This window comes from Peribacillus sp. NPDC096540 (assembly GCF_050278525.1).
Classification (GTDB): domain Bacteria; phylum Bacillota; class Bacilli; order Bacillales; family DSM-1321; genus Peribacillus.
Window position 1 is genome coordinate 22362 of sequence record NZ_JBNNTG010000006.1, and the last position, 23231, is coordinate 45592.

Annotated in this window: 16 protein-coding genes, 1 pseudogene, 1 riboswitch and 1 other annotated feature; of the genes and pseudogenes, 13 read left to right on the forward strand and 4 right to left on the reverse strand. The window is 38.2% G+C overall.

Going from position 1 to position 23231, the window contains the following annotated elements; translation table 11 throughout:
- Window positions 1–678 precede the first annotated feature (678 nt).
- Window positions 679–2283 (forward strand): teichoic acids export ABC transporter ATP-binding subunit TagH, encoded by a 1605-nt coding sequence (tagH, locus tag ACQKMR_RS08050; protein ID WP_427696829.1) that lies wholly within the window; start codon window positions 679–681, stop codon window positions 2281–2283.
- 231 nt (window positions 2284–2514) lie between these two features.
- On the opposite strand, the gene ACQKMR_RS08055 is transcribed toward tagH, so the two are convergent.
- Window positions 2515–3447 (reverse strand): aldo/keto reductase, encoded by a 933-nt coding sequence (locus tag ACQKMR_RS08055; protein WP_427696830.1) that lies wholly within the window; start codon window positions 3445–3447, stop codon window positions 2515–2517.
- Window positions 3448–3593: 146 nt separating this feature from the next.
- The gene (gene brnQ / locus ACQKMR_RS08060) at window positions 3594–4925 is read right to left on the reverse strand and encodes a branched-chain amino acid transport system II carrier protein (RefSeq protein ID WP_427696831.1); all 1332 of its coding nucleotides are present in this window, start codon (window positions 4923–4925) and stop codon (window positions 3594–3596) included.
- Between the two features lie 97 nt (window positions 4926–5022).
- Window positions 5023–5271, reverse strand: a binding site (T-box leader).
- A 223-nt stretch (window positions 5272–5494) separates the two neighbouring features.
- Here brnQ and ACQKMR_RS08065 point away from each other — a divergent pair.
- The 5 genes from ACQKMR_RS08065 (at window position 5495) to ACQKMR_RS08085 (ending at window position 12977) form a co-directional block, all read left to right on the forward strand.
- Window positions 5495–5668: a hypothetical protein gene (locus ACQKMR_RS08065; protein ID WP_162878730.1), complete on the forward strand. Its 174-nt coding sequence runs from the start codon at window positions 5495–5497 to the stop codon at window positions 5666–5668.
- Between the two features lie 555 nt (window positions 5669–6223).
- Window positions 6224–8965 carry a GTP-binding protein gene (locus ACQKMR_RS08070; RefSeq protein WP_427696832.1) on the forward strand — a complete coding sequence of 914 codons (2742 nt, stop codon included), beginning with the start codon at window positions 6224–6226 and terminating at the stop codon, window positions 8963–8965.
- 96 nt (window positions 8966–9061) lie between these two features.
- A riboswitch (SAM riboswitch) is annotated at window positions 9062–9167 on the forward strand.
- Between the two features lie 117 nt (window positions 9168–9284).
- Entirely contained in the window at window positions 9285–10400 is a 1116-nt protein-coding gene (locus tag ACQKMR_RS08075) for a sugar ABC transporter substrate-binding protein (RefSeq protein WP_427696833.1), read from the forward strand.
- A gap of 65 nt (window positions 10401–10465) precedes the next feature.
- On the forward strand, window positions 10466–11968 hold the full coding sequence (locus tag ACQKMR_RS08080) for a sugar ABC transporter ATP-binding protein (protein WP_427696834.1): 1503 nt from the start codon (window positions 10466–10468) through the stop codon (window positions 11966–11968).
- Between the two features lies 1 nt (window position 11969).
- Window positions 11970–12977, forward strand: a complete 1008-nt coding sequence (locus ACQKMR_RS08085; RefSeq protein WP_427696835.1) for an ABC transporter permease — start codon at window positions 11970–11972, stop codon at window positions 12975–12977.
- Window positions 12978–13369: 392 nt separating this feature from the next.
- On the opposite strand, the gene ACQKMR_RS08090 is transcribed toward ACQKMR_RS08085, so the two are convergent.
- The gene (locus tag ACQKMR_RS08090) at window positions 13370–13588 is read right to left on the reverse strand and encodes a hydrolase (protein WP_427696836.1); all 219 of its coding nucleotides are present in this window, start codon (window positions 13586–13588) and stop codon (window positions 13370–13372) included.
- Between the two features lie 219 nt (window positions 13589–13807).
- Here ACQKMR_RS08090 and ACQKMR_RS08095 point away from each other — a divergent pair, with 219 nt between their 5' ends.
- From ACQKMR_RS08095 to ACQKMR_RS08105, 3 genes are all read left to right on the forward strand, one after another.
- Window positions 13808–14518: a hypothetical protein gene (locus tag ACQKMR_RS08095; RefSeq protein WP_427696837.1), complete on the forward strand. Its 711-nt coding sequence runs from the start codon at window positions 13808–13810 to the stop codon at window positions 14516–14518.
- A 229-nt stretch (window positions 14519–14747) separates the two neighbouring features.
- Window positions 14748–15983 carry a S1C family serine protease gene (locus ACQKMR_RS08100; RefSeq protein ID WP_427696838.1) on the forward strand — a complete coding sequence of 412 codons (1236 nt, stop codon included), beginning with the start codon at window positions 14748–14750 and terminating at the stop codon, window positions 15981–15983.
- 274 nt (window positions 15984–16257) lie between these two features.
- On the forward strand, window positions 16258–16566 hold the full coding sequence (locus tag ACQKMR_RS08105) for a hypothetical protein (protein ID WP_427696839.1): 309 nt from the start codon (window positions 16258–16260) through the stop codon (window positions 16564–16566).
- Between the two features lie 1196 nt (window positions 16567–17762).
- On the opposite strand, the pseudogene ACQKMR_RS08110 reads toward ACQKMR_RS08105, so the two are convergent.
- Window positions 17763–17959, reverse strand: a pseudogene (locus ACQKMR_RS08110) (nucleoside recognition domain-containing protein); the annotation flags it as partial.
- Window positions 17960–18344: 385 nt separating this feature from the next.
- Between ACQKMR_RS08110 and qoxA the strand changes: the two are divergent.
- The 4 genes from qoxA to qoxD all read left to right on the forward strand — a co-directional run bounded on the left by qoxA (window position 18345) and on the right by qoxD (window position 22192).
- A complete protein-coding gene (gene qoxA / locus ACQKMR_RS08115; protein WP_427696840.1) occupies window positions 18345–19292 on the forward strand; it encodes a cytochrome aa3 quinol oxidase subunit II in 948 nt (315 codons plus the stop codon).
- A gap of 71 nt (window positions 19293–19363) precedes the next feature.
- Window positions 19364–21310: a cytochrome aa3 quinol oxidase subunit I gene (gene qoxB / locus ACQKMR_RS08120; protein ID WP_427696841.1), complete on the forward strand. Its 1947-nt coding sequence runs from the start codon at window positions 19364–19366 to the stop codon at window positions 21308–21310.
- A complete protein-coding gene (qoxC, locus tag ACQKMR_RS08125) occupies window positions 21310–21906 on the forward strand; it encodes a cytochrome aa3 quinol oxidase subunit III (protein WP_427696842.1) in 597 nt (198 codons plus the stop codon). Before qoxB ends, qoxC begins: the two co-directional genes overlap by 1 nt.
- A gap of 1 nt (window position 21907) precedes the next feature.
- Window positions 21908–22192: a cytochrome aa3 quinol oxidase subunit IV gene (qoxD, locus tag ACQKMR_RS08130; protein WP_427696843.1), complete on the forward strand. Its 285-nt coding sequence runs from the start codon at window positions 21908–21910 to the stop codon at window positions 22190–22192.
- The last annotated feature ends 1039 nt before the right edge of the window (window positions 22193–23231 follow it).

The window sequence follows — 23231 nt, forward strand, 5'->3', positions numbered from 1 at the left end:
GAATTAAACGAATATTCACTAAATATATCAAAATAGAAAAATGTAAGCAATCTAAAAAGAGAAGCAGATTTAATAGGAGACTATGAATCAGTAATTGCTGGAGGAGTAATTTGGAAATTAGCAAAAACATTAATATATTCTTATTTTGGCGGATTTGAGGAAAACTTTAAAAAATATTTACAATAAGTAAGTCTATGGTACTATAAAGGTGAATAATTTATATATTATTAAGAGGTTTGGGTATATAAAGTCATGTTTGGAAAATGACTATATAATTTTAGGATTTCTTTTCAGACGTATATTTTGTTCCATACTCAAAAGTTATCTTACACAAGGGTAGATTCACAGATAAATATATAAAAGAAGATGGCAGTATTTTATTGTTTGATAATGCTAAAAAGTCCCAAAGTATAGCCATTCAATAAAATAGAAGGTGGGAGAGGTAATAAAAGTATATTACCTCTTTTTTGATGAATAGGAGGAAGTGAAAGCTTTCTTCTATTTTGTAACCATTTTTCGACAATCTTATTATATCGAAGAACGAGATGGTTTCACCTTTTAATCACTATGTTAAATAATCTAATGGTTCTTACATATAATCACTACAGCCAACTTATTGCTCACTAATTGTGTGGGTGCGAAGTTGATTAAGTAAATAAAGATTATTAAGGAGTTCTTATGAACAAAGCTGTTGTCTTTAGAAGTGTTACGAAGCGTTATAAAATGTATAAAAATAATTCTGAGAAGTTTTTGGATTTGGTTTTGCCCAGAGGTTATGGGGAAGATTTTTTTGCTGTACAGAACATTAGTTTTGTGGCAGAAAAGGGTGATGTGATTGGAATTATTGGTGTAAATGGAGCAGGGAAGTCGACTTTATCAAATTTAATTACGGGTGTTGTTCCTCCTAGTGAGGGGAGTGTTGAAATTAAAGGGGAAGCGTCTTTGATTGCCATTGCATCTGGATTAAATAATCAATTGACAGGTAGGAATAATATTGAACTGAAATGTTTAATGGTAGGATTTAACAAAAAGGAAATAGAGGAATTGATGCCTGAGATTATTGAATTTGCGGAGCTTGGGAAGTTTATTGATCAGCCGGTGAAGAAATACTCAAGTGGTATGAAATCGAGGTTAGGGTTTGCTATTTCTGTAAATATCGATCCTGATGTTTTGGTCATTGATGAAGCTCTTTCTGTTGGGGATCAGACTTTTGCCGAAAAGTGCTTGAATAAAATTAATAGTTTTCAAGAAAGAGGGAAGACGATCTTTTTTATCAGTCATTCAATTGGTCAGGTGAAAAAATTCTGTAAAAAGGCGATATGGATGGAGGCAGGAGAGATAAAGGCGTATGGGCCAATCGAAGAGGTAGCGCCCGCTTATGAGAAGTTTTTAAAAGACTACAAGGAATTGTCTCCTGAAGCAAAAAAGAACTTTAAACAAATGATTATGGAAAAGAGAAACAAGCTTAACAGAGCTATCGATGACAATGGTGGGATGATCACGAGAACTGATGTTTATAAGAAACAAATGAAAAGAAAAGCTAAGGGAAAAAGAAAAAGGCTTATAGCCAGTGCTTTTTTAGCGATAGGAATTATAACGGCGGCTCTTCTTTTTTCACAATTGGAGAGTCTTTTTGCCATTATTCAGAAAGAACAAAATGGTCAGGATCTTAAAATTGCAGAATACCCGGATAAACATGTAGGTTCTAGTACTGATGCACCAATCCCAGAAGAAAAGGACATTCGATATGTGAATGTTAATGCAGGATATGTTAGAGATAATCCGGATTTGTCGAAAAGTGAAAAAATAAGTATGGTGATTTTTGGAGATTATTATATTATCGAAGAAATTCAAAAAGATCCAGTGGAAGATTTCAATTGGTTGAAAATTATGAAAAATGAGCAATCTGTTTGGGTAAGTGAACAGATTATGTCCAAGGAAGTTAATACGATTGAAGAAGAGCAGTTATTTGAGAATATTAGTAATATGTTTCAGGTAGATAACCTTGAACAATTATTATCGTTCATTGGGCAAAGTAAAGATGAAAGTAACGCCACTGAATTAAATGAAATTGTGAAGTTTACCTATACCGATGATGAACACATAAAAGGGATAAGTATAGATACTAATCAACAAAGTAGGTCTATCGAAGAAATGATTGAATTGTTTGGTACTCCAAGTATACAGCTTGTGCACAAGGCGATTCTATATCATGGGGAAAAATATGATGCTATTTTCTATTTTAATGATAGGGGATTGCTGCAAGAAATATTGATTAAATAGGGGGTTAGCCAACAGGTCATCTGTAAAGTAGAGGTGATGTATATGCTGAAAAAAGGACAACTTCAAGAAGAGAGGAAGTATGTCCAAAGCGAGATTTAATTCATACATAAATATGAGTAGTATAATAATTCATAAATGAAAGAGGTTCTATGTTTCTAACAAAACATATTTGTTAGAAACATAGAATTTATTGTTTTTTTCCTTGGCCTTCTGTATCTATTAAACTCTTATTTAAGCGAAAATCGCGCTGATTTCGGCAATTTCATCTATGGTTAATTCCACTTCTAACGCTTTTAAGTTGCGTGTGACCTGTTCTGGTTTTTTCGCTCCAGGAATTAGGACATCTATCGAGTGCCGAGTTAAATACCAAGCTAGTACCACATCAGCAACATCGGCATTTCTTCTGTTTGCTATCTCTCGGACTTCTTCTACTTTTTGCAGGTTGCTAACAAAGGCTTGTCCTTGGAAAAGTGGACTTTTTGCACGGCCGTCATCAAATGTCGAATCTTTAGTATATTTGCCACCGAGCAGACCGGAAGCAAGCGGGAAATAAGGTATAAAGGAAATATGATTTTCAGCCGTATAGGGCAGTAAATCTTGCTCTGCTTCCCGTCTGAATAGGTTGTACTCGGATTGCAGGACATCGATATAGCCGTCTTTATTCGCTTCCTTTAATTGCTCAAAGGAAAAATTTGAGACACCGATTGCCTTGATTTTACCTGCATCTTTCAATTCCTTTAAGGCACCGACCGCTTCATCCTTTGGTGTATCTTCATCAGGAAAATGAATGTAAAATAAGTCGATATACTCGGTTTGGAGTCTTTTTAAACTCGATTCTACTGCGTTTTTCAGAAAGGCCGGAGAGTTATCTAATACGACTTTCCCATCGACAAATTTATGCGCCCCTTTTGTAGCAAGGACTACATCCTCGCGTTTGCGGGTCTCTTTAAGAATATCACCGATAATTTCTTCTGAACGCTCTGGACCGTAAATGAAAGCTGTATCCCAAAAGTTAATTCCCTCATCAAGAGCAGTTATTAAGACATCTTTTCCTGTATCTTCGCTTAGATTAGGAAAAAGGTTATGTCCGCCAATGGCATTCGTGCCAAGACCAATCGGATTCACATATAGATCTGTTTTTCCAATACGCGTTTGCTTCGGCATATTACTAATCATCTCCTTCAGCCTTATCATAACAAAAAGTGGCAGGGAAATACCAAAATAAAGCAATGTGAGTAGCAGTGGGAACTGTTGAAAAACTCTACCGTGCAAAAAAGCAGATGATTTGTACAAAATCATCTGCTTTCCTATTATAATGTTGCGCTTTCCAATTCCTCAGATGGGGCTGCTTGTCCGGTTTGACTTAGTAGAAGGCCAATGGCAATACCTACGAGAGCTGGGATGATCCATTCCATTCCGTATGAAGAAAGAGGAAGAGCATCACTAAACGTTTGTACGAGTCCTAATGGTAAGCCGAATGCGTTTAATCCATCTATTAGGGCAAAAACGCCGGTAAAGATCATTGCACTCCGATATACTTTTTTCGGGTTTTTAAAATGACGGCTGAAGAACGTTAAAACAATCAGGACAATTGTTAATGGGTAAGCCATCACAAGGAATGGTACCGATACTTTTAAAATTTGATTCAGACCCATGTTTGAAAGAATGAAGCCGACAAGTGTTACAATCAGAATTAAGGTTTTGTAATTGGTCTTGGGAATAAGATTTGAAAAATACTGTCCGCAGGCAGTTGTCAAACCGACGACGGTTGTGAAGCAAGCTAAGGTGAAAATAACGCCTAATAGGATCTTCCCACCTGTTCCAAGTAAAAGGGTAGATGCGACAGTCAGGATATCTGTTCCGTTTTCAAATGAACCATCTGCCGCCATACGCGCTCCCATTACACCTAAGGAGATATAAACTAAAGAAAGCAATACGCCGGCGATGAGGCCTGCTTTTAATGTATATCTCGTCAATTGTTTCCGATCTGAGATCCCTCTTTGCTGTATCGAAGTCAGGATAACTATCCCGAAAGCGAGTGCAGCTAAAGCATCCATTGTGTTATAGCCTTCGATAAAACCTTTTGAAAATGCTCCTGTTGCATACGCATCAGTTGGAGCTTGGAATGGACCATCAAGTTTTACAAATCCAACGACACAGAGAATGACCATGGCCATAAGCAGGGTAGGCGTAATCCAGCGTCCCATAAAAGTTTCCATTTTTTTAGGATTCAAAGAAATGACATAAACAATGGTAAAGAATACGGCCGTGAATAAGAATAGAAATAGGGATTGATTCATCGAGTCACCAAGGTACGGCTTGAATCCCATTTCGTAGGCAACGTTCGCATTCCGTGGAATCGCTAGAAACGGTCCGATGCTCAAATAGATGACGACCATGAACAGTGTGCTGAATATAGGATGCACACGCGCTCCAATTGTTTGCGCCCCACCTTTAACAAGTGAAACGGCGAGGAGTACCAAAATTGGAAGGCCGACACCGGTGGCGACAAAACCAGCAATGGCGGGCCAGAAGGAAGTCCCTGATGAAGCTCCTAAAAATGGAGGGAAAATAAGGTTTCCAGCTCCGAAAAACATCGAGAAAAGCATAAGGCCAATAAATAATGTGTCTGTTTTTTTCATGGTGATTTCTCCTTTTTTAATAATGATGTAACCCGCCGACTGGACCAAAAAGGCTATTAATAGAGTTATTTTGCAAATAAAAAACTCGCCCCTAATAATCAGGGACGAGTTTGTGCTCGCGTTACCACCCATATTCCGTGCTTCATAAGAAGCTACGGCACTCAGTCAACGTACGAATTCATACGTGATCCATTGTAACGGCGGAAAGCCCGTCAAAGCCTACTTCATTTTCAGCTTTGCATCTCAGAGATGATTTTCGGATAGGCCTTGGACATCGACTTCCACCATACGTCGACTCTCTGTAGAACAGGGTTCTCATCTTACTCTTTCTCTTCATAGATTTTATAATATAAAGATAATTTAGCAAATTCTAATTATTAAGTCAACATATTTTGACAGTACAAATCATTCCATTTTCATTATTCAAGAGCAGGAGATTAGTCCCCTATAATCGATCCTTCCTTTATTTGGAGATATGTTTAGTGAAAAGAATCGGATATAACTCCCTATTATCTTTCTAACGGCATATATATTATAATAGAAGTCAGAACACTAAAGGAGACAACATTATGTCTGAAAATAAAAAGTTAAGCCTAGCGGATGCAGTCAAACAAAAATTGGCGCAAAAGCAAGCAGGTTCAAGTCAAGATAAATTGGAAACCGGCGTTGTGAAAAAAACGAAACAGCTGAAAAGCCAGTTAACTAAAAAGCCAAATAACCAACGTAAGCGTACAGGGGTATAATCCCAATTTGTCAAAGGACAATTACTGTTCGGTGCATATCAGAGAGCAGTTACCTTTCATGAATAAAGGTACTGCTTTTTTTATATGAACTTTCAAATAGGAATTTATTATTAGGGATAGGATTTACTTTCGCTTATAGGAAGTATTCAGGTGAATTTTTTTGTTTTTACTACTTATAGGTAGTTTATGGTCGGGAATTCTGGTAATTTAATGGTATAAGAATTGTTCCCTCCTACCTCTTCGGATATTGGCAAAACTAAATAAAACATATTTTTACAAAAGTAGAAATTACTTCTCAGGTCTTTATATTAAATTCATTACAAATTTATTAGTTTCTGTTTTAAAATTGTAAGAGTCATGACATGTTGTTACCATATTGTTTTGTTAAAATAATATTTTAAAGGTTTTAAAAATAATTTTCTTAACTAAAGGAACCTATAAATCTCTTTTCGTAGACAAAGTCTTGAGAAAAGTTATTATTCGATTTTCATAAAGACTTAACAAATCGATGATTATCCTTTAATTGAAAATATGAAATATATCGGGGGAATAAAGATGGATGAACGACTGATTGGAAAAAAATTTTATGAAACAATTATTGAGGATACAGGCAAGCATCCAATTCAAGCACTAGGTGAAATGTTTCTCGTGGAACAAAAAAAGGAAAGAGCGGATTTAACTGCAGTACGGTTTGCTCAAGGAGAAGTGTACTTCCAGCATCATGACTATGAAGCAGCCATTTTTAAGTGGGAAAACATAGAGGGTGAACTCAGTTCATGGGCGAAGAAGAATATTGCTGATGCTTATTTTGAACTAGAGATGTATTCGACCGCAGAGGATATCTATAAATCCGTCAGTACGGATGAAGCTGTATTGAAAACGGAAGTCCTTCTACAGCTTTTCTCTCTTTACATAGTAGAATCAAGAAATGATTTGGCATCTAAAGTTGCTAAGGAAGCAGTCGACTTTCAACCTGATTACCCGAATGTCACGGCAATTGCACGCTCCTTCTTTGAAGAACAAAAGGATTGGAACAGTGCTGTAGTTTTAGCCGCGAATGAAAGTATCCGTACGGAATCAATGATTTGGTTTGATGTTCTGAAAACGTATATCCAGCAGGGTGTTGCTCAATCGATGGCTCCGGATTATTTCTCAAATGTTCTCGGGGCTTTATATAACCTTGATCAGGATCGTTTTGAGAAAATGACGGTTGCACTTTGGAAAAATTATAAATATACAGATTCCTACTTTGAATGGCTTAAAGTCATTAATAATTTGATAGATGGCATTGAATTACATCCAGGCGATGTATGGGATGAGCTTTCTGTCTATTACCGGGATGCTTATGCCGGCTTGCTTGAAGGAACACACTTAATCAAAGATTTGAGTCCTGTTGTGCCGAGATTGTTGGAAAATTGGTTAAAAATCGCGGATGGAGAGCTTTCGTTATTTGCAGCGGCGTCCGTTCTGTCATGGAATGAAATTTTCCCTGATACAATTAATGCACTGGTTGTTCAGGATGCGGAAAGTCTATTAGCAAAATCGCCTAAATTGGGAGGCGGATTGGAAGCGGGCGAAAAACTGTTCAATTCCATTATTCAGTGGGCTGAAGAGAATAACTTAACAGTTGGCAATAAGCTGAAGTGGATGGTAGACGGACTTAAGGATACCGAAAATTTCAATCTTCTTCTTGTGGGAAGCACAGGCAATGGCAAGACATCCTTTATTCAGTCACTTGCTGGAGAGAGTATTGCTGCCGAAGACCATTCGTCCCTTGTCAGTGTCAAAGATGGGGATAATTTGGAAATCTATGAAATTACAGATACTGATCACAAAGTCGTTGGTGAGTTAACCGAATTGGATGAAACACGACGCCAACGTGGAACCATTGTCGACGTGACCCTTATTAGTGACTATCTAAGAAATAATCGTCTGCGTTTACTTGATACACCAGGGTTCAATGGGGAAAAAAGTGTAGATTCTGATTTCCAAGGGTATTTACAAGGCAGCGATGGACTGATGTTTGTTCTCGATGCACGTGCACCTTTCACCGGTAGTGAACGAGATTTGTTATTGGAAATTCAAATGATGGCACCGAAGCTTCCGATTCATTTCTTACTAAATAAGATGGATACGATTTACAGTGACCAAGTCGCAGTCCGCATGGAAGATGAAACATGGGATAAAGTGAATGCGTATTTCCCGAACGCAAAAGTATTTGCTTTCTCCAAACTTTATGACAGCAAACAGCAGTTAAAGGACCTTTCATCCTTCCTTGATTCGAATTATCAAACTGATAATTGGAAGGAAAGAAGATCTGAGAAGATTCTTGCATTCACTCGCAAAACGTTATCTTACCTGCTAGAAAAACGGGCAGCTAATGAGCGGAAATGCGAGCACTCCATTTCTTGGAATGAGCAGATGGAAGTCAAATTGAATGGAGCCGTCAATCAACTGGCTGATTTGGAAAAAGAAAAAAGTGAAAATATCATAAGGTCGTATCGTTCAATTAAAGAAGAAGTGAAAAATCAGCTTTCTTCAAGAATCCCTGAATTACTGAGAGAATGTTCTAAATCATTAACGGAAAGTAGCGATTTTAGCCAAGTTCATATACAGTTGAACGAAGAAATGAATGAGCAGATTCAGGCATATATCTCAGACAAGATTATGCCGCAATATTACCGTTCTCTACAAGATTGGATTGCTACATCCCAGTTGGAATTTACACAAATTCAACAGTTTATGGATGAGATGAGTGCAGGGTTCAATGAATTGTACAAAGAAGAGCGGATTACACTTGCCGGAGACTTTAGAGTTTTGGATGACTGGCGCCGTGATGCGGATCGGATGACAAGCAGTATCCGCATTGAAAACGTTAATATTTTATTACGCCGGACACCATCACAATTGCTGCTTAAAGGGGCAGGGAAACTGTTTGGAGCTATTCCACAAAATAAAACTAATATGTACAACCGTTATAAGAAGTACTTAGAAAATGAAGACTACCAGGATGTCGCAGAGATGATCAGTGAACGTTTCCTTACACAATTCGGGTTGTTTGAAAAATCTTTGGATCGAGATATCTCACTTTTCTATCGCAGTTCATTTGCCTTACTTCAAAAAACGATAGAACAAACACAGACGGAAATCAAAGACCATCAGGCAGCACTGGAGCATATGAGAGAAAATCCGGAAGTATACCGTGACCCGATTACTCTGTTTGAAGTGAAACTGCGTCAGTTAGAGAGACTTGAAAAAATCGAGAAAAAGCGTCTGGCTAAGCTACAAAGAAAATAAGTGTAGTAAGCAACATTTTAAATATTCAAAAATCTATTGACTTTACGACTATATCCCTATAAAGTGATAATTACGAAAAACGTAACACAATATATTCTCTTATCAAGAGTGGCGGAGGGACTGGCCCTAAGATGCCCAGCAACCGTTCCATTAGGAATTGGTGCTAAATCCTGCAAAACAGAAATGTTTTGACAGATAAGAGAGGGACAAGTCTGCAAATCAGCTGATTAAACCTCTCTATTCTAGAGAGGTTTTTATTTTGGGATTTACACCAACCTGACTGATAAGATTAATGTGTAAAAAATAGGGGGGAACTACAATGAGGAAGTCAATTTTTAAAAGGGTTTTCGTTTCGGTCATAGCTTCGGCTTTGCTTTTAACGGGCTGCTCTTCAGGACAAAGTTCAACAGAATCAAAGAAGGATGAAAAAGTATCTTTTAAAAATGTTCCAGAACGATTTGCAAAAGGGGAAGGTGCCAAAATCAAAGTCATTCGTAAAATTGGCGGAGATGATCATACTGCGCAATATTTAGCTGGAGCGAAGGAAGAAGGAGAAGCATTAGGTTTTCAAGTGGATACGTATACAGCGAATGGCGATACGGCTAAATTCCATGATGCAATCGCCCAGGCTTTACAGGAAGATTATGATGGCTATATCATCTCCCATGGTGATGATGCAGCAACGGTGAATGACGTTCAAAAGTTGGTTGATGCAGGAAAAAGCGTTGTCACATTCGACTCTATTAACGACTTATCTAAAATTGACGGTGTGACATTAACTTCACAGGATGATGAAGCATTGGCAACTCTGGCTTTTGATAAATTGATAGAAGAACAAAAAGGTGAAGCGGCGATTGCATACCTGTGGGTAGATGGTTTCCCACCAATGGTGAGAAGAAATGCGGTGTATCAGGAAAAATTAAAAGAAAATCCCGGGATTAAAGAAGTCGAAAGATTCGGAATAGCATCTGCAGATACTTCGGTTCAGACACAAAATGCAGTAGCCGCAATGTTGAATAAATATCCCAAAGGTAAACTAGATGCGATTTTCGCAACATGGGATGCATTCGCTATCGGAGCAGCTCGTGCGATTAAAGAAGCTGGCCGCGATGAAGTGAAGATATACGGAATCGACGTATCTAATGCTGATCTACAGGAGATTCAAGCGAAAGGCAGTTCATGGTCTTACACAGCAGCTGTCGATCCGAAGTTGATTGGTGCAGTGAATATGAGGATTTTGGCAAAAAAATTAGCGGGTGAAGAAACACCGCAAACATATGACTTAGAAGCTTCACTTATTTCACAAGAGCAGATTCAAGCTTCAAAAGAAGCGGTCAACATGGCCAACTTGTCTGGTATTGTCGAAGGATGGGGAGTATCAACGGAATTTGAAGAAGAATGGATGAAAGTATTGAAAGATCATTATAAAAAGTAAAAAGCAGAGTCATTAGACACTCTCTTTCTAGTGAAGAGAGTGTCTGTTTAATAGGGGGAATGGGCATGGGCACACAACTAGAAATGAAAAAGATATCGATTGAATTTCCAGGAGTAAAGGCGCTTAGTGAAGTTGATTTTTCAGTCCAATCAGGGACAGCCCATGCATTGGTCGGTGCAAACGGAGCAGGGAAATCGACGCTAATGAAGGTCTTATCGGGCGCTCATGCCCATTATACAGGTGAAATTTTTCTGGATGGAAAGAAGCTGGATATCCGTTCACCGAAGGTTGCGCAGGAACAAGGTATTCAAATTGTATATCAGGAAGTAGATACGGCACTCATTCCTTATTTAACTGTTGGGGAAAATGTAATGTTGAATGATACAGTGCAAAACATGGGCAAAAAACAGATGGTCCATTGGAAAGAGTTGCATAGAAAAGCGACGTATATTCTGGCAGATATGAAAATTGGTGTCTCTTCGAAAAAGCTGGTAAGAGATCTTACCTTGGCTGAAAAACAGATGGTTCTGATTGCAAGAGCCGTCTCGACGGAATGCAAATTCCTGATTCTCGACGAACCAACTGCTCCGTTAAGTTATACGGAAACGACAGAACTATTTCGAATTGTAAATGAATTAAAGCAAAGGGGCGTTGGCATCATTTTCATTTCCCATCGTCTTCCGGAGATTTTTGAAATTTGTGAAGAAATTACGATTATGAGGAATGGGAAGAGTGTTACTTGTCGAGAAGTAGCGGATATTACCCAAAACGAAGTGGTCGAGCGAATGCTCGGGAAAACAATGGATGAACAGTTCCCTGTTGTAAATGCTACGATTGGTGAAGTTGTTCTGGAAGTGAAGGGGCTGTCTGATGCCGAAAAAGTTAAAAACGTTAGCCTTTATCTAAAAGCAGGAGAGATTGTTGGTTTGGCAGGATTGGTCGGAGCAGGGAAAACAGAGCTGTGTAAAACCTTATTCGGTCATACTTCTATCACAACAGGGGAAGTCGTGATGAATGGTAGAAAGCTTTCATTGAAAACACCGCACCATGCAGTAAAAAGTGGCCTGGCACTTGTACCGGAAGAACGCAGGAAAGAAGGCGTTCTTGTTCACGAATCAGTTGTAACGAACCTGACTGCAGCAAGTATCGGGAAATTCAGCAAGATATTCAGTTTTGTAGATCGTAAGTCGGAAAAGAAAAAAGCGAAGGAACTTATTACGAGTCTTGGTATTAAAACCCCTTCAGAGGATGCTAAAGTTGAAAACTTGTCAGGTGGTAATCAACAAAAGGTAGCTATCGGAAAGTGGCTGATTGCTGATGCGGATGTGTACATATTCGATGAACCCACAAAAGGCGTCGATGTAGGGGCCAAGAAGGACATATTCGAATTGATTGCCCAACTCGCGAGGAATGGGAAGGCAATTATATATGCATCATCTGAGTTGTCCGAAATCATGGGTATTACTAATCGGACTTATGTGTTATATGGCGGAAACACAGTCATCGAATTAGAGACAAGCAAAACCAATGAAGAAGAACTACTATTCTACTCAACAGGAGGTAAATAGGATGAGCACACCGATTCCTGTTCACACACAGACAACAAAAGCGAAGAAAAAAGTAGACTTATTCGACTTTTTCTATAAATACGGCACAATCTTGACGATTATCATTTTGATTGGGATATTTGCCGTTTCGAATCCATCTTTCATACAAGCTAATAATCTAATTAACATTCTACGTTCTATTTCAATCGTGACCATCATTGCGATTGGAATTACGATTTCCTTAACTGTGGATGGTTTTGACCTATCCGTTGGTTCTGTCGCATCATTGGCTAATGCGATCGTCATTTCGATGTTTGTTTGGTTTTCTCAGGATACCTTTATTGCGATATTAGCTGCAATTGGTGCGTCGCTTGTAGTAGGAGCATTAAATTCATTCATGATTGTAAAATTGAGAATCCCTGACATGCTGATGACATTAGCGACCATGTTCATCATCCAGGGAATCGCACTTACCTATACAAAAGGAGCAACGGTTTCACAAAATATGGTCATGCCTGATGGAACGTTCGCTGAAGGACTGATCAGCCCATTTTTCGCTAAGATTGGACAGGTCCCTTGGATTATCTTGATCATGGCAGTCATTGTGATAGCTACCCATATCTTTTTGACTTATACAAAGCACGGTCGTTATATGTACATTATTGGGGGAAATAAGGAAGCTGCCAGGCTTTCTGGAATTTCGGTAAATAAATACAAAGTACTGGCCTATCTCCTTTCGGCTCTCTTTGCCGCAATCGGGGGAATTGTCCTTGCTTCCCGCGTCATGACATCCGAAATCAATTCCGGGTCTCCTTACTTAATGGATGCTGTTGCGGCTGCATTTATCGGTTCATCTGTTCTAGGAGCAGGGAAACCGAATGCCTTCGGAACCTTTATCGGTGCAGTCCTGATTGGAATCCTTCAAAACGGGCTGATTATGATGTCTGTCCCATACTACGCGATGGACATCGTTAAAGGAACCGTACTGGCTCTTGCGCTAGCGGTTACCTATTATAAACAAAAACACTAGATTTATATGTGAATGCCATCTTCTTTACGTAAAGTAATCCGCAAAACGTTAAATATACCAGAATCGTTACCTATTCAATGAAACATTTCTGGTATATTTTTATTTAAGTTTATCCATTTCCAAAACTAATCCCATCATATTCTTCATCCTGTAAAACTCCAACCCATCCGATTGTTTGATGTACCCCATGTTTTAATTCACTTTCTTTCGAGGATGCGTTCATCCTCTTTCTTTTTAAAAAAACAGAACCTTGTTATTTCAGGTTCTGCTTAAGTATTCTCCTATTTAAAGTTTTGGGTTGCATCTTTGCCTTTGAATTTGTTATCTCCCAATATGCCGATTTCTTTGATATGGTTTCGGGCTGTTTCGTCGCCTAATTTATAAATGATGGCTTACAGCTTTTTCATAGCTGCACCGTATTTATCATTTGTTCGGTCATGATGATAGAGAAGATACGGTACATGAGAACGGGCATATGCCTCCAAGTCATCTGTTCGATGTTCCTCTAGGCATAGCTTTAATTCTACTAGTTCCTCATCTGTTGCATGTATCGTAAAACTTGGATTTTCCTCAAGTTTTTGTCCTAGTACATCGCCGCTGGCCAAATCCACAAGTTAGGTCTGTTTTTCCTGCATCATTTTTTCATCACCCTTTCAAGCTTTTATCTATGATGTACCACTATCTGTAAAAATATAATCATAAAAGTGAACATTCTTTATAATAAATCGATAGAGATAAAGATGTCAGATATTTCTTGTGAAATCAGGTAAGATAGATTTATAGAATAATATGGTAGCATTGTGCATTCAACAAAAGTGAGGAGTGACATTTTGAAGAAATTATTCATACTTATTTTAATGACTGCATTCATTGTTTCAGGCTGTATAACAAGGGATTACGATTCCAATATGGAGCTAGGAAAAAGTCAGGTAAAAGAGGAAAATTATTTAGAAGCCTATGAGGCATTTGAATTAGCGTATAAAGAAGACCAAACAGATGAAGCGAATGAGTTGATGAGCCTATGCGGTCTTTTGGCTGATGGAATGAAGAAATACGAGGAACAAGATTTTGAGGCGGCTCAAGTGTTTTTTGAAGAAGCTGCTAGATATAAGGCAAATCATGAGGAAGGTAAGCACATGGTACAAAAGGCATTTGGAATGTCCTCAGAAGCAGGAGAAGCCAGTGCAGAGGCAGTTGAAGACACTGACGCAGAGGGGGGGCCAGTAGAAACAGAAATCAAAACAAATAAAAAAGATGAGGCCCCTGGCACATCTAAGCCAGCTGATATAGGAAATAACGAGAGTAACGAGGATTCGGATACGACATTGACGAAAGCTCAGGCGGAAGATCTGGTGAAAGACTACGCTGACATGGAAAACTATCCTCAGTTACAAATCCAATATGATCGTGAAGATGAAAAGGGTGATTACATATTCCAAGTCTTTGAAATGGTCAATGACAGTAAGGGAAGTGGGCATACTGCTACTTGGGCCTGGTATGGCGTGAATAAGAATACAAAAGAAGTCTATGAGCTTATGTAAGAAATAGAATAGATAAAAAAAGGTGCCTTGTTATCGAGGCATCTTTTTCGTATAAGGCGCAAGAAATCTCAGAGCAATTACAGTCAATATTGTTTTTTTTTGGTCAAAATTCGTTTTAATATCATATTTTTTGTAAAAAGTTTGCCGTATTCTTTATTTCTTAAGAATTTTTTAATAAATACTGTTTATGATGGAGCCAAGTAAAAGACTTTCATAGGAGGGGTAAAGGATGGAGAATTATAATGGAGATGAGCAAGTTCAGGTAAAGGTTGAATCGAAAAAGGGCAAGTCGCTTTGGGTAACTAGTCTTGTTTCTGGAACTGTTGCTTCTCTAGTTACATCCTCTGTATTTGTATTTGGTGGAGATTTTATAAATACAGAGAAAAACACAGTGACAGAATCATCACAAACGGCAGGAGCAGAACAAACCGAGAGCGTGGAAAAGAATAAGAGTGTAAATGCAGAAAAGTTATCGACTAGCACAGATTCAAATGAAAGAGCAGATATGGTTGCATCAGCGTCAAAATCGATTGTAGGTGTCGTAAATTTGAAAGAGACGCAAAATCAGAACCCATTCCAGCAGCAAAGTACGGAGAGTGAAACTGTTGAGAGCGGCACGGGGTCAGGAGTTATTTATAAAAAAGATAATGGGAAGGCCTATATCATAACGAATAATCATGTTATTGAAGGTGCTAAGGAAGTGGAAATTTCATTGTATGATGGACAAAAGGCAACTGCAGAGGTTGTTGGTGCCGATGCTCTAACAGACCTAGCGGTTTTGACGATTGATGCCTCGATAGCACCGGAGGGAATTAATTTTGGGGATTCAGATAGCATGCGTCCAGGTGAAGAAGTTTTGGCCATTGGTAACCCGCTCGGACTTGATTTCTCACGTTCGGTTACGCAAGGAATTGTAAGTGCTACTGGGCGCTCCATTTCAGTTGATACATCTGAAGGAGAGTGGGAACTTGATGTCCTTCAAACAGATGCGGCAATTAACCCTGGCAACAGTGGAGGTGCATTAATCAATACTGCTGGTGAAGTAATTGGCATAAACAGTTTGAAAATATCTGAAAACGGTGTGGAAGGCTTAGGTTTTGCGATTCCAAGTAATGACGTAATACCGATTGTAACGGAACTGATTGAAAATGGAAAAATCACGCGGCCATATTTAGGGGTCAGCTTGGCCAACACAGAGGAACTTCCACAGTATTATCTTCAAAATGTCCCTGAAGCTGCAAAGTCAGGTGTAATGGTAACCAGTATTGAAACTGGATCGGCGGCTGCGAATGGAGGACTTAAGCAACAGGATATCATTGTGGAGATTGATGGATCGAAAATTAGCACCTCTGCAGAATTAAGGAAACACCTATACACAGATAAGAAAATCGGCGATAAAGTAAAAGTTAAAGTTTATCGAGGTAACGAAGAGAAAACCTTAACGATTACGTTGCAAAATTCATAAAAAAAGAGAAATGACTCCTGAGCAATTGGCAGGAGTCATTTCTATAGATATTCAGTTAACAAAAAATATAGATAGTATAGAAAAGTAATAATGTGGGAAAAAATAGGTAGTGTATTTTTACTGTTTGCTTTATTTTCCATATAGTCTTGAATACCTAAAAGCGAGTAGTCATCACTTATATTTGTCAAGGTTTTCATTGTGAATATATTGAAAATTATAAAAAGTTTGACAAATTTGTGAAATGTAATAAAATAGAAAGAAAGGGGATGAAATAATGGAAGCTAATCAGAAGATGTTAGATGCAGTGAAGTGGGTATCAGGCACAGGTTGTGTAATCGGAATTATTATTTTTGCTTTAAGTTTAATTGTAAGCGATTACAATAAGGATTATATATTAACTGCTGTTGGAATGGCCATTACACTAAGCGCAGCTGCCATTTTCCTAGTTGGTGTATTTTTTGTCCTAACAGAAGAAATGGTGATGAACACACATAAGGGTGAAAGAATTGTACCAGAAACAACTAAAATCATAAAAATAAAATCAAGAGTTAAAACAAAAAGAAGTACCGAATACAGTAACTAAAGCAATGAGTAAAGCGTAATAAACGTTTGTGTAGATGGCTTTCTTATCAGGTTCACCAGCATACATGAACATTACTAGTTGTTCGCCTGCTTGCAGGAATGCAGTTGCCAAAAGGACAATCATTCTTGTTCTGAAAAAGGTCATATAAAACAACACCAAGAGCAACGGCTGTAAGAACCATGGAGGATATGAACCCCATTGTATTTCCATATGGAAATAACTGTTTCATACTTATATTACATCATTCTTTTCAGGTAGATGAAGCTACATCCCAGAATGCTTGTGAAGAATCAGCAGTCGGTACGAAAGTGAAGTTGTATTCTGAAACTGGGAACTGAGAGTAGCTCACTCTAGAGACGTGTATTCAAAGGATCGCTTGAAATATTTCTTGGTGCATAACGAGTGCTGCAGGATATTGTACGAGATTAAAGTGTAACCAAGTGCTCCAACAAATGAAAGCCTATTCAATGTTCCAAATCCAGTCGACTTAGAATATGTGTAAATATGATGTGCTTGGCCATCCAAACCAAACTAACTACATTCCTGAATGAAAAGTTCTCACTCTACATTCTGAACTATACCCACGAAAAATGGACACCTTAAAAAAGTCCATTTTTTTCGTGGTTTTTCTTTGTGCGTATGAAGAATCAAAAGGGTTGCAGTTCGTCAAAATTGGATATTTAAGTATTGGGTTTCCGTTATACGTAGGGGGGAATTCCAGAGAAGTGGATGGGAGAATATACTTGAAGTAACATGTGGTGAAACGACCTGCCCCTGGTCACTTTACAAGGTTTGATGTGCAAAAGGATATCCCTTTTTCACCCACTCATATTCAACAATACACAAATAGCAGGCTCTCCCAAATATAGGGTGCGCAGGACTGAAATGCTTTTTAGGAAAAGTAATTATGACAAGGCAATAAGTATTGCGAGGAGAAAGAACCCAATTACTAATCAAAGTTCTTTAAGAAAAGTAACCATGTTGTAGAGCAAAGTAACTCAAGTGTGCCTGTGATTAGTCCTAATCCAATGTACACGTCCTTCCCCCTAAACTTTCCCCCATTTTCCTTGTGCTTTGAAAATGGACTTATTTCCTTTCCCCTATTTTCAACCAAGCCTATTAGAATGGCTAACAGTGCCACCGCAAATGTTCTAGAAAGGCAAACAAGTAGGTATCATAAAGTACCAGAATGTTTATTTCCCACTCTTTGTTTCCTTATATATATTGACCAGTGTTGTACCAGAAGGGTAACGAAGCAGGGAAAACAACATGGTGTACAATGCCGTTACCCACGTCAATGGTCGAGTGAGTAATAATCGTTTTTAATCCTGAATACCATCGACACCATTAATGATCCCGTCGTTAGGTACCTCATTAACAGAAGGGGTAATATCCACAATATTCAGTGATTTAAAATGCGGTCTTGAGGTAATTTATGCGGAGACTATGGTGTGAAAGGTTATATTTCATTATATTAAAGTAACATTAAATGGAAAATAGATCGGGAATACTTGCAAATCCTTCACTAATAAGTGAATTCTCCGTAAGTAAGATATTAAACAGTTATTATATTTCATTTCATTAAGATTTTCGAACATTTCAGTTCAGTTACCATCTTCTTACTGCTCTTTCATGAACTTTATGTGACAGATGTCACTTTATATTGTCTTTTTTTACACTTGGGATTAATATTGGTATGTCGGGGTTTGTGAACATGGTAACACTTTGTCCGAATAATTACCAATAGGAATTATATTATGTAAGAAAGGGGTAGTACTATGAAAATAAAATGGGCTTTATTAACTATACTTTTTACCATTGCGACTGTGCTAACCGGTTGTGATAACCCATTAATGGTCTTGGACCCTAAAGGGCCAGTAGCTGCAAAACAAGCGGATGTCATAATGATTTCGATTTGGACAATGGCATTTGTCGTTCTTGTCGTAATCGTACTGTATATCTTTATGATAATGAAATATCGTGCTTCCAAACAGCGTGATGATTATGAACCACCTCATATTGAAGGAAGTAAGGTTCTTGAAATAATTTGGGTTGCAATCCCAATTTTAATCGTCGCTTTCCTTTCAGTTGTTACTGTTCAATCAACAAATGAAGTCGAAGCAACACCTAAAGGATACGAAAAGCAAGAACCGCTAGTTATTTACGCTTCATCTTCTAACTGGAAATGGCATTTTAGTTATCCGGAAGAAAATATCGAAACAGTTAACTATCTGTTTTTACCGACTAACCGACCAATTGAATTTAAACTTTATTCATTCGGACCAATCTCCAGTTTCTGGATTCCGCAACTTGGAGGACAAAAATACGCGATGTCCGACATGGTTAACACACTGCACTTAGCAGCTGATGTACCAGGAGAGTATATGGGTCGAAATTCAAACTTCAGTGGTTCAGGTTTTGCTCAGCAAACTTTCAACGTTAAGGTAATGCCTACAAAAGAATATGATAAGTGGGTAGATGAAATTAAAGCTACAGCTGAACCGATTACTGAAGATAAATTCAATAAATTATTAGAACCTGGTCATGTGGGGCAATCAACGTTCACTGGAACTCACTTAGAGTTTTCACCAGCTCCTGAAGGGGAACATGCTGGTCATAGTATGCACGGATCATCTGATAATGAAAAAACTGATTCTGAGAAATTCGATGAATCCACCAAAGATTCACACGAGGAACATTCAGAACACAGCAACATGAATCATTAAGAAATAAACTCTCGTTCGATAAATCAATTAGTTTTACCAAGGAATATTTTCCTGAAAGGAGTCACAAAAGTATGGATTACTTTGATCGATTTGCCGTACCTCATCCAAGTCCAGCGATTTATGCATCCATGGTTGCTATTGGCTTAACCATGATTGCGGTTGTTGTTGGAATTACCTATTTTAAAAAATGGGGTTACTTATGGCGTGAGTGGTTAACAACGGTTGACCATAAACGTATTGGTATCATGTACATCTTGTCAGCACTACTTATGCTTTTCCGTGGTGGCGCCGATGCTATCATGATGCGTGCTCAAACGGCTATGCCTGATAACGGTTTGTTGGATGGACAGCATTATAATGAAATCTTTACTACACACGGGGTTGTCATGATCCTGTTTATGGCTATGCCATTTATCATTGGGTTAATGAACATTGTTACACCATTACAAGTTGGAGCACGTGACGTAGCATTCCCACGTCTAAACGCAGTAAGCTTCTGGTTATTCTTTATGGGTGCAATGCTATTTAACATCTCTTTCGTAGTCGGTGGTTCTCCTGATGCAGGTTGGACATCTTACTTCCCATTGGCAAGTAGCGATTTCAGTGAATCAGTCGGTTCGAACTATTACGCGATTGCAATTCAAATAGCTGGTATCGGGACATTACTGACTGGTATCAACTTTATCGTAACCATCTTGAAAATGAGAGCACCTGGCATGAACTTAATGAAAATGCCAATGTTCACATGGTCTATTCTGATCACAAACTTTATTATCGTTTTCGCATTCCCTGTATTGACAGTGGCACTTGCGTTGATGACATTGGATCGTCTATTCGGAACTCAGTTCTTTACGATGGCTAATGGCGGTAGTGATATGCTTTGGGCAAACTTGTTCTGGGTTTGGGGACATCCTGAAGTTTATATCGTTATTCTTCCAGCTTTCGGTATTTACAGTGAAATCATTTCGACTTTTGCACGTCGTAACCTGTACGGGTATAATTCAATGGTTATCTCTATGGTAGCTATTTCTACTCTATCATTCGTTGTATGGGCTCACCATTTTTATACAATGGGTCACGGTGCAATGGTTAACGGTATCTTCTCGATAACCACAATGGCAATTGCTGTTCCGACCGGTGTTAAAATTTTCAACTGGTTGTTCACACTTTGGAAAGGTAAAATCGTTTTTACCGTCCCAATGTTATACTCTTTAGCTTTCATTCCGATTTTCACGCTCGGTGGGGTAACTGGGGTTATGCTTGCCATGGCAAGTGCTGACTACCAATACCATAATACAATGTTCTTAGTAGCTCACTTCCACTACGTTTTGATTCCTGGTACTGTATTTGCCGTACTTGCTGGATTTACGTACTGGTGGCCAAAAATGTTTGGCTTCATGTTGAGCGAAAAGATTGGGAAATGGTCGTTCTGGTTCATTACAATCAGCTTTAATGTAACATTCTTCCCAATGTTCATCACTGGTTTAGATGGCCAGGCACGTCGTATGTATACGTATTCTGAGTCAACGGGCTATGGTCCATTGAATATGCTCTCTTTCGTTGGAGCAATTGGCTTAGCAATAGGTTTTGCACTTATTGTGTACAACATATATTGGAGCACTCGTTATGCATCAAGAAATATTTCAAAAGATCCATGGGATGCACGTTCTCTAGAGTGGGCTACCCATACACCAATCCCTGAATACAATTTTGCGATTGTACCTACAGTTGATTCCACAGAAGCATTCTGGGATTCTAAGAAAAAGGGCTTTAAATTATTTGGTGGTAAAGTAGAAAAGATTCATATGCCAAATAACAGTGGCGTGCCGTTTATCATGAGTTGTATCTTCTTCGTTTGGGGCTTTGCAATGGTATTCAGCATGTGGATCATTGCAATCATTGCAACAATCGGTATCTTTGCTTGTATGGCTCACCGTTCATTCGAAAAAGATCACGGACGTTATATCTCGGTTGAAGAGATTGAAGAAACTGAAAATAAATTGCGAGGTGCTAAGTAATGAAAATAGATAACTCGCTGCCACTAGAATATAGCACGGAAGAAAATCGCTTAAAGATTTTTGGGTTCTGGATTTTCCTGGGGGCAGAAATAGCTCTTTTCGCTACACTGTTCGCCACTTATTTTGTATTAGTTCATGGTACTGGAAATGGTCCTACAGGGGAGGAGCTTTTTAAAGTACCAACCCTAATGCTTCAAACAATTTTTCTTTTAACTAGTAGTTTTACCATTGGTCTTGGAATCAATGCAATGAGACTTGGTAGACAGAAAGCGATGCTTAGTTTCTTCATTATCACTCTTATTCTTGGTTTAGGCTTTTTGGGAGTCGAAATCTATGAATTCGTAGAGTATGTACATGAAGGAGCAACGATTCAAACAAGTGGTTTCTTATCTAGTTTGTTTGCGTTACTAGGTACGCATGGAGCTCACGTTACACTTGGTTTATTCTGGGGAACCTTCATCATTCTGCAGATTAAAAAACGCGGTCTGATTCCAGAAACTGCAAACAAAGCGTTCATCTTTTCTCTTTACTGGCATTTCTTAGACGTTGTCTGGATTTTCATCTTCAGTTTCGTCTACCTGAAAGGAATGATGTAATATGAAAGAATTATTCCCACGGGGCCAAGTTATGGGATTTGCCTTTTCACTAATCCTAACTTTGGTTGCACTATCAGTTATAGTGTTTGATCTCTCACTTAAAATGGCAGTGATCATCCTACTTGTTACAGCTTTCATGCAAGCAGCACTTCAATTGGTTATGTTCATGCATGCAGGAGAGTCTGAAGATAAAGCATCGATTTACACAAATGTTTATTACGGATTGTTTGTTGCATTGGTTACAATTTTCGGTACAATGCTAACAATGATTTGGGGATATCAATAATCCATTCCGGTAAAACTGGGCGTCTAGATGACGCCCAGTTTTTTTTGTATTTAATTATAGTGAGTGGAAAATAATATACCATTCTATTCACTGCATCATAGAAATTTGTATTGTTAAGAAGGTTGTAGATGAACCAATATTGTTTAGTATAACCATTTCAGTATATTTTATTTACAGGGAATGGGAGAAAATATGGGTAAGAAGGTAGGAGCTAGATTCGTTATACACAAGCATTCCTTGAAAATTTAAGGAGTCTTCAAACAAAATACATCTTTTTTCATTATAATCTAAATAGTAAATGTTGAGTTTTTACCCCGATCATTGCTCATTATTTCTAGGACGAGATGGCGGCCCCTTTGTTGGGCCTCTTTCTGTTTGATCGGCTTATCGAAGGGCTTACTCTTATATTCATTTGGAGGAGAGGGGAAAGGTAAAGGTAAGGGGTAAACAATAGGGGAAGTTTAAACAAAGTTAGGACTTTACACATGCCAGTACAATGTAAAATAAGCAATCCGTATATTACTGTGGCTGGGAAATAGGTTGGATAAGACTTTAATTAACCTGAAAGTAATTTGCTCGATTCTTTATTAGCTAGATATGTGGAAGGGCTAAAAGAAAGAAATAAATTTTGTCTCCCTTTCAGGGCTCTCTAGTAAGTTTGATTTCAGCTTTCAGACCAAAACTGGAAAGGCATTTAATGTTCAAAGTGGTTTGAGGAAATCTGAAAATAAAAGAGGTTCATATTACAATGGGTAAACCAATTTATTAAGACTGAATACTAGGACTTAATGATCCCCAGCTTTGATTATTTTGACAATTTTTTGCTTCATACAATGAACACCTACATCATAATAAATTCCACCTACTTATTTTTATTTTCAGTTCCAGGAAAATTTTTAAGGAACTACAAGAAACATAACAATTAAATTTAATATAACTAACCTGCCGGTAGCATTACATAGGCGACCGTAGGGACAATTTAAAAAGGATCTACGATTGGAAGCCCGTTAGTTTAAGTACAATGTTTCATCAAAAGTGA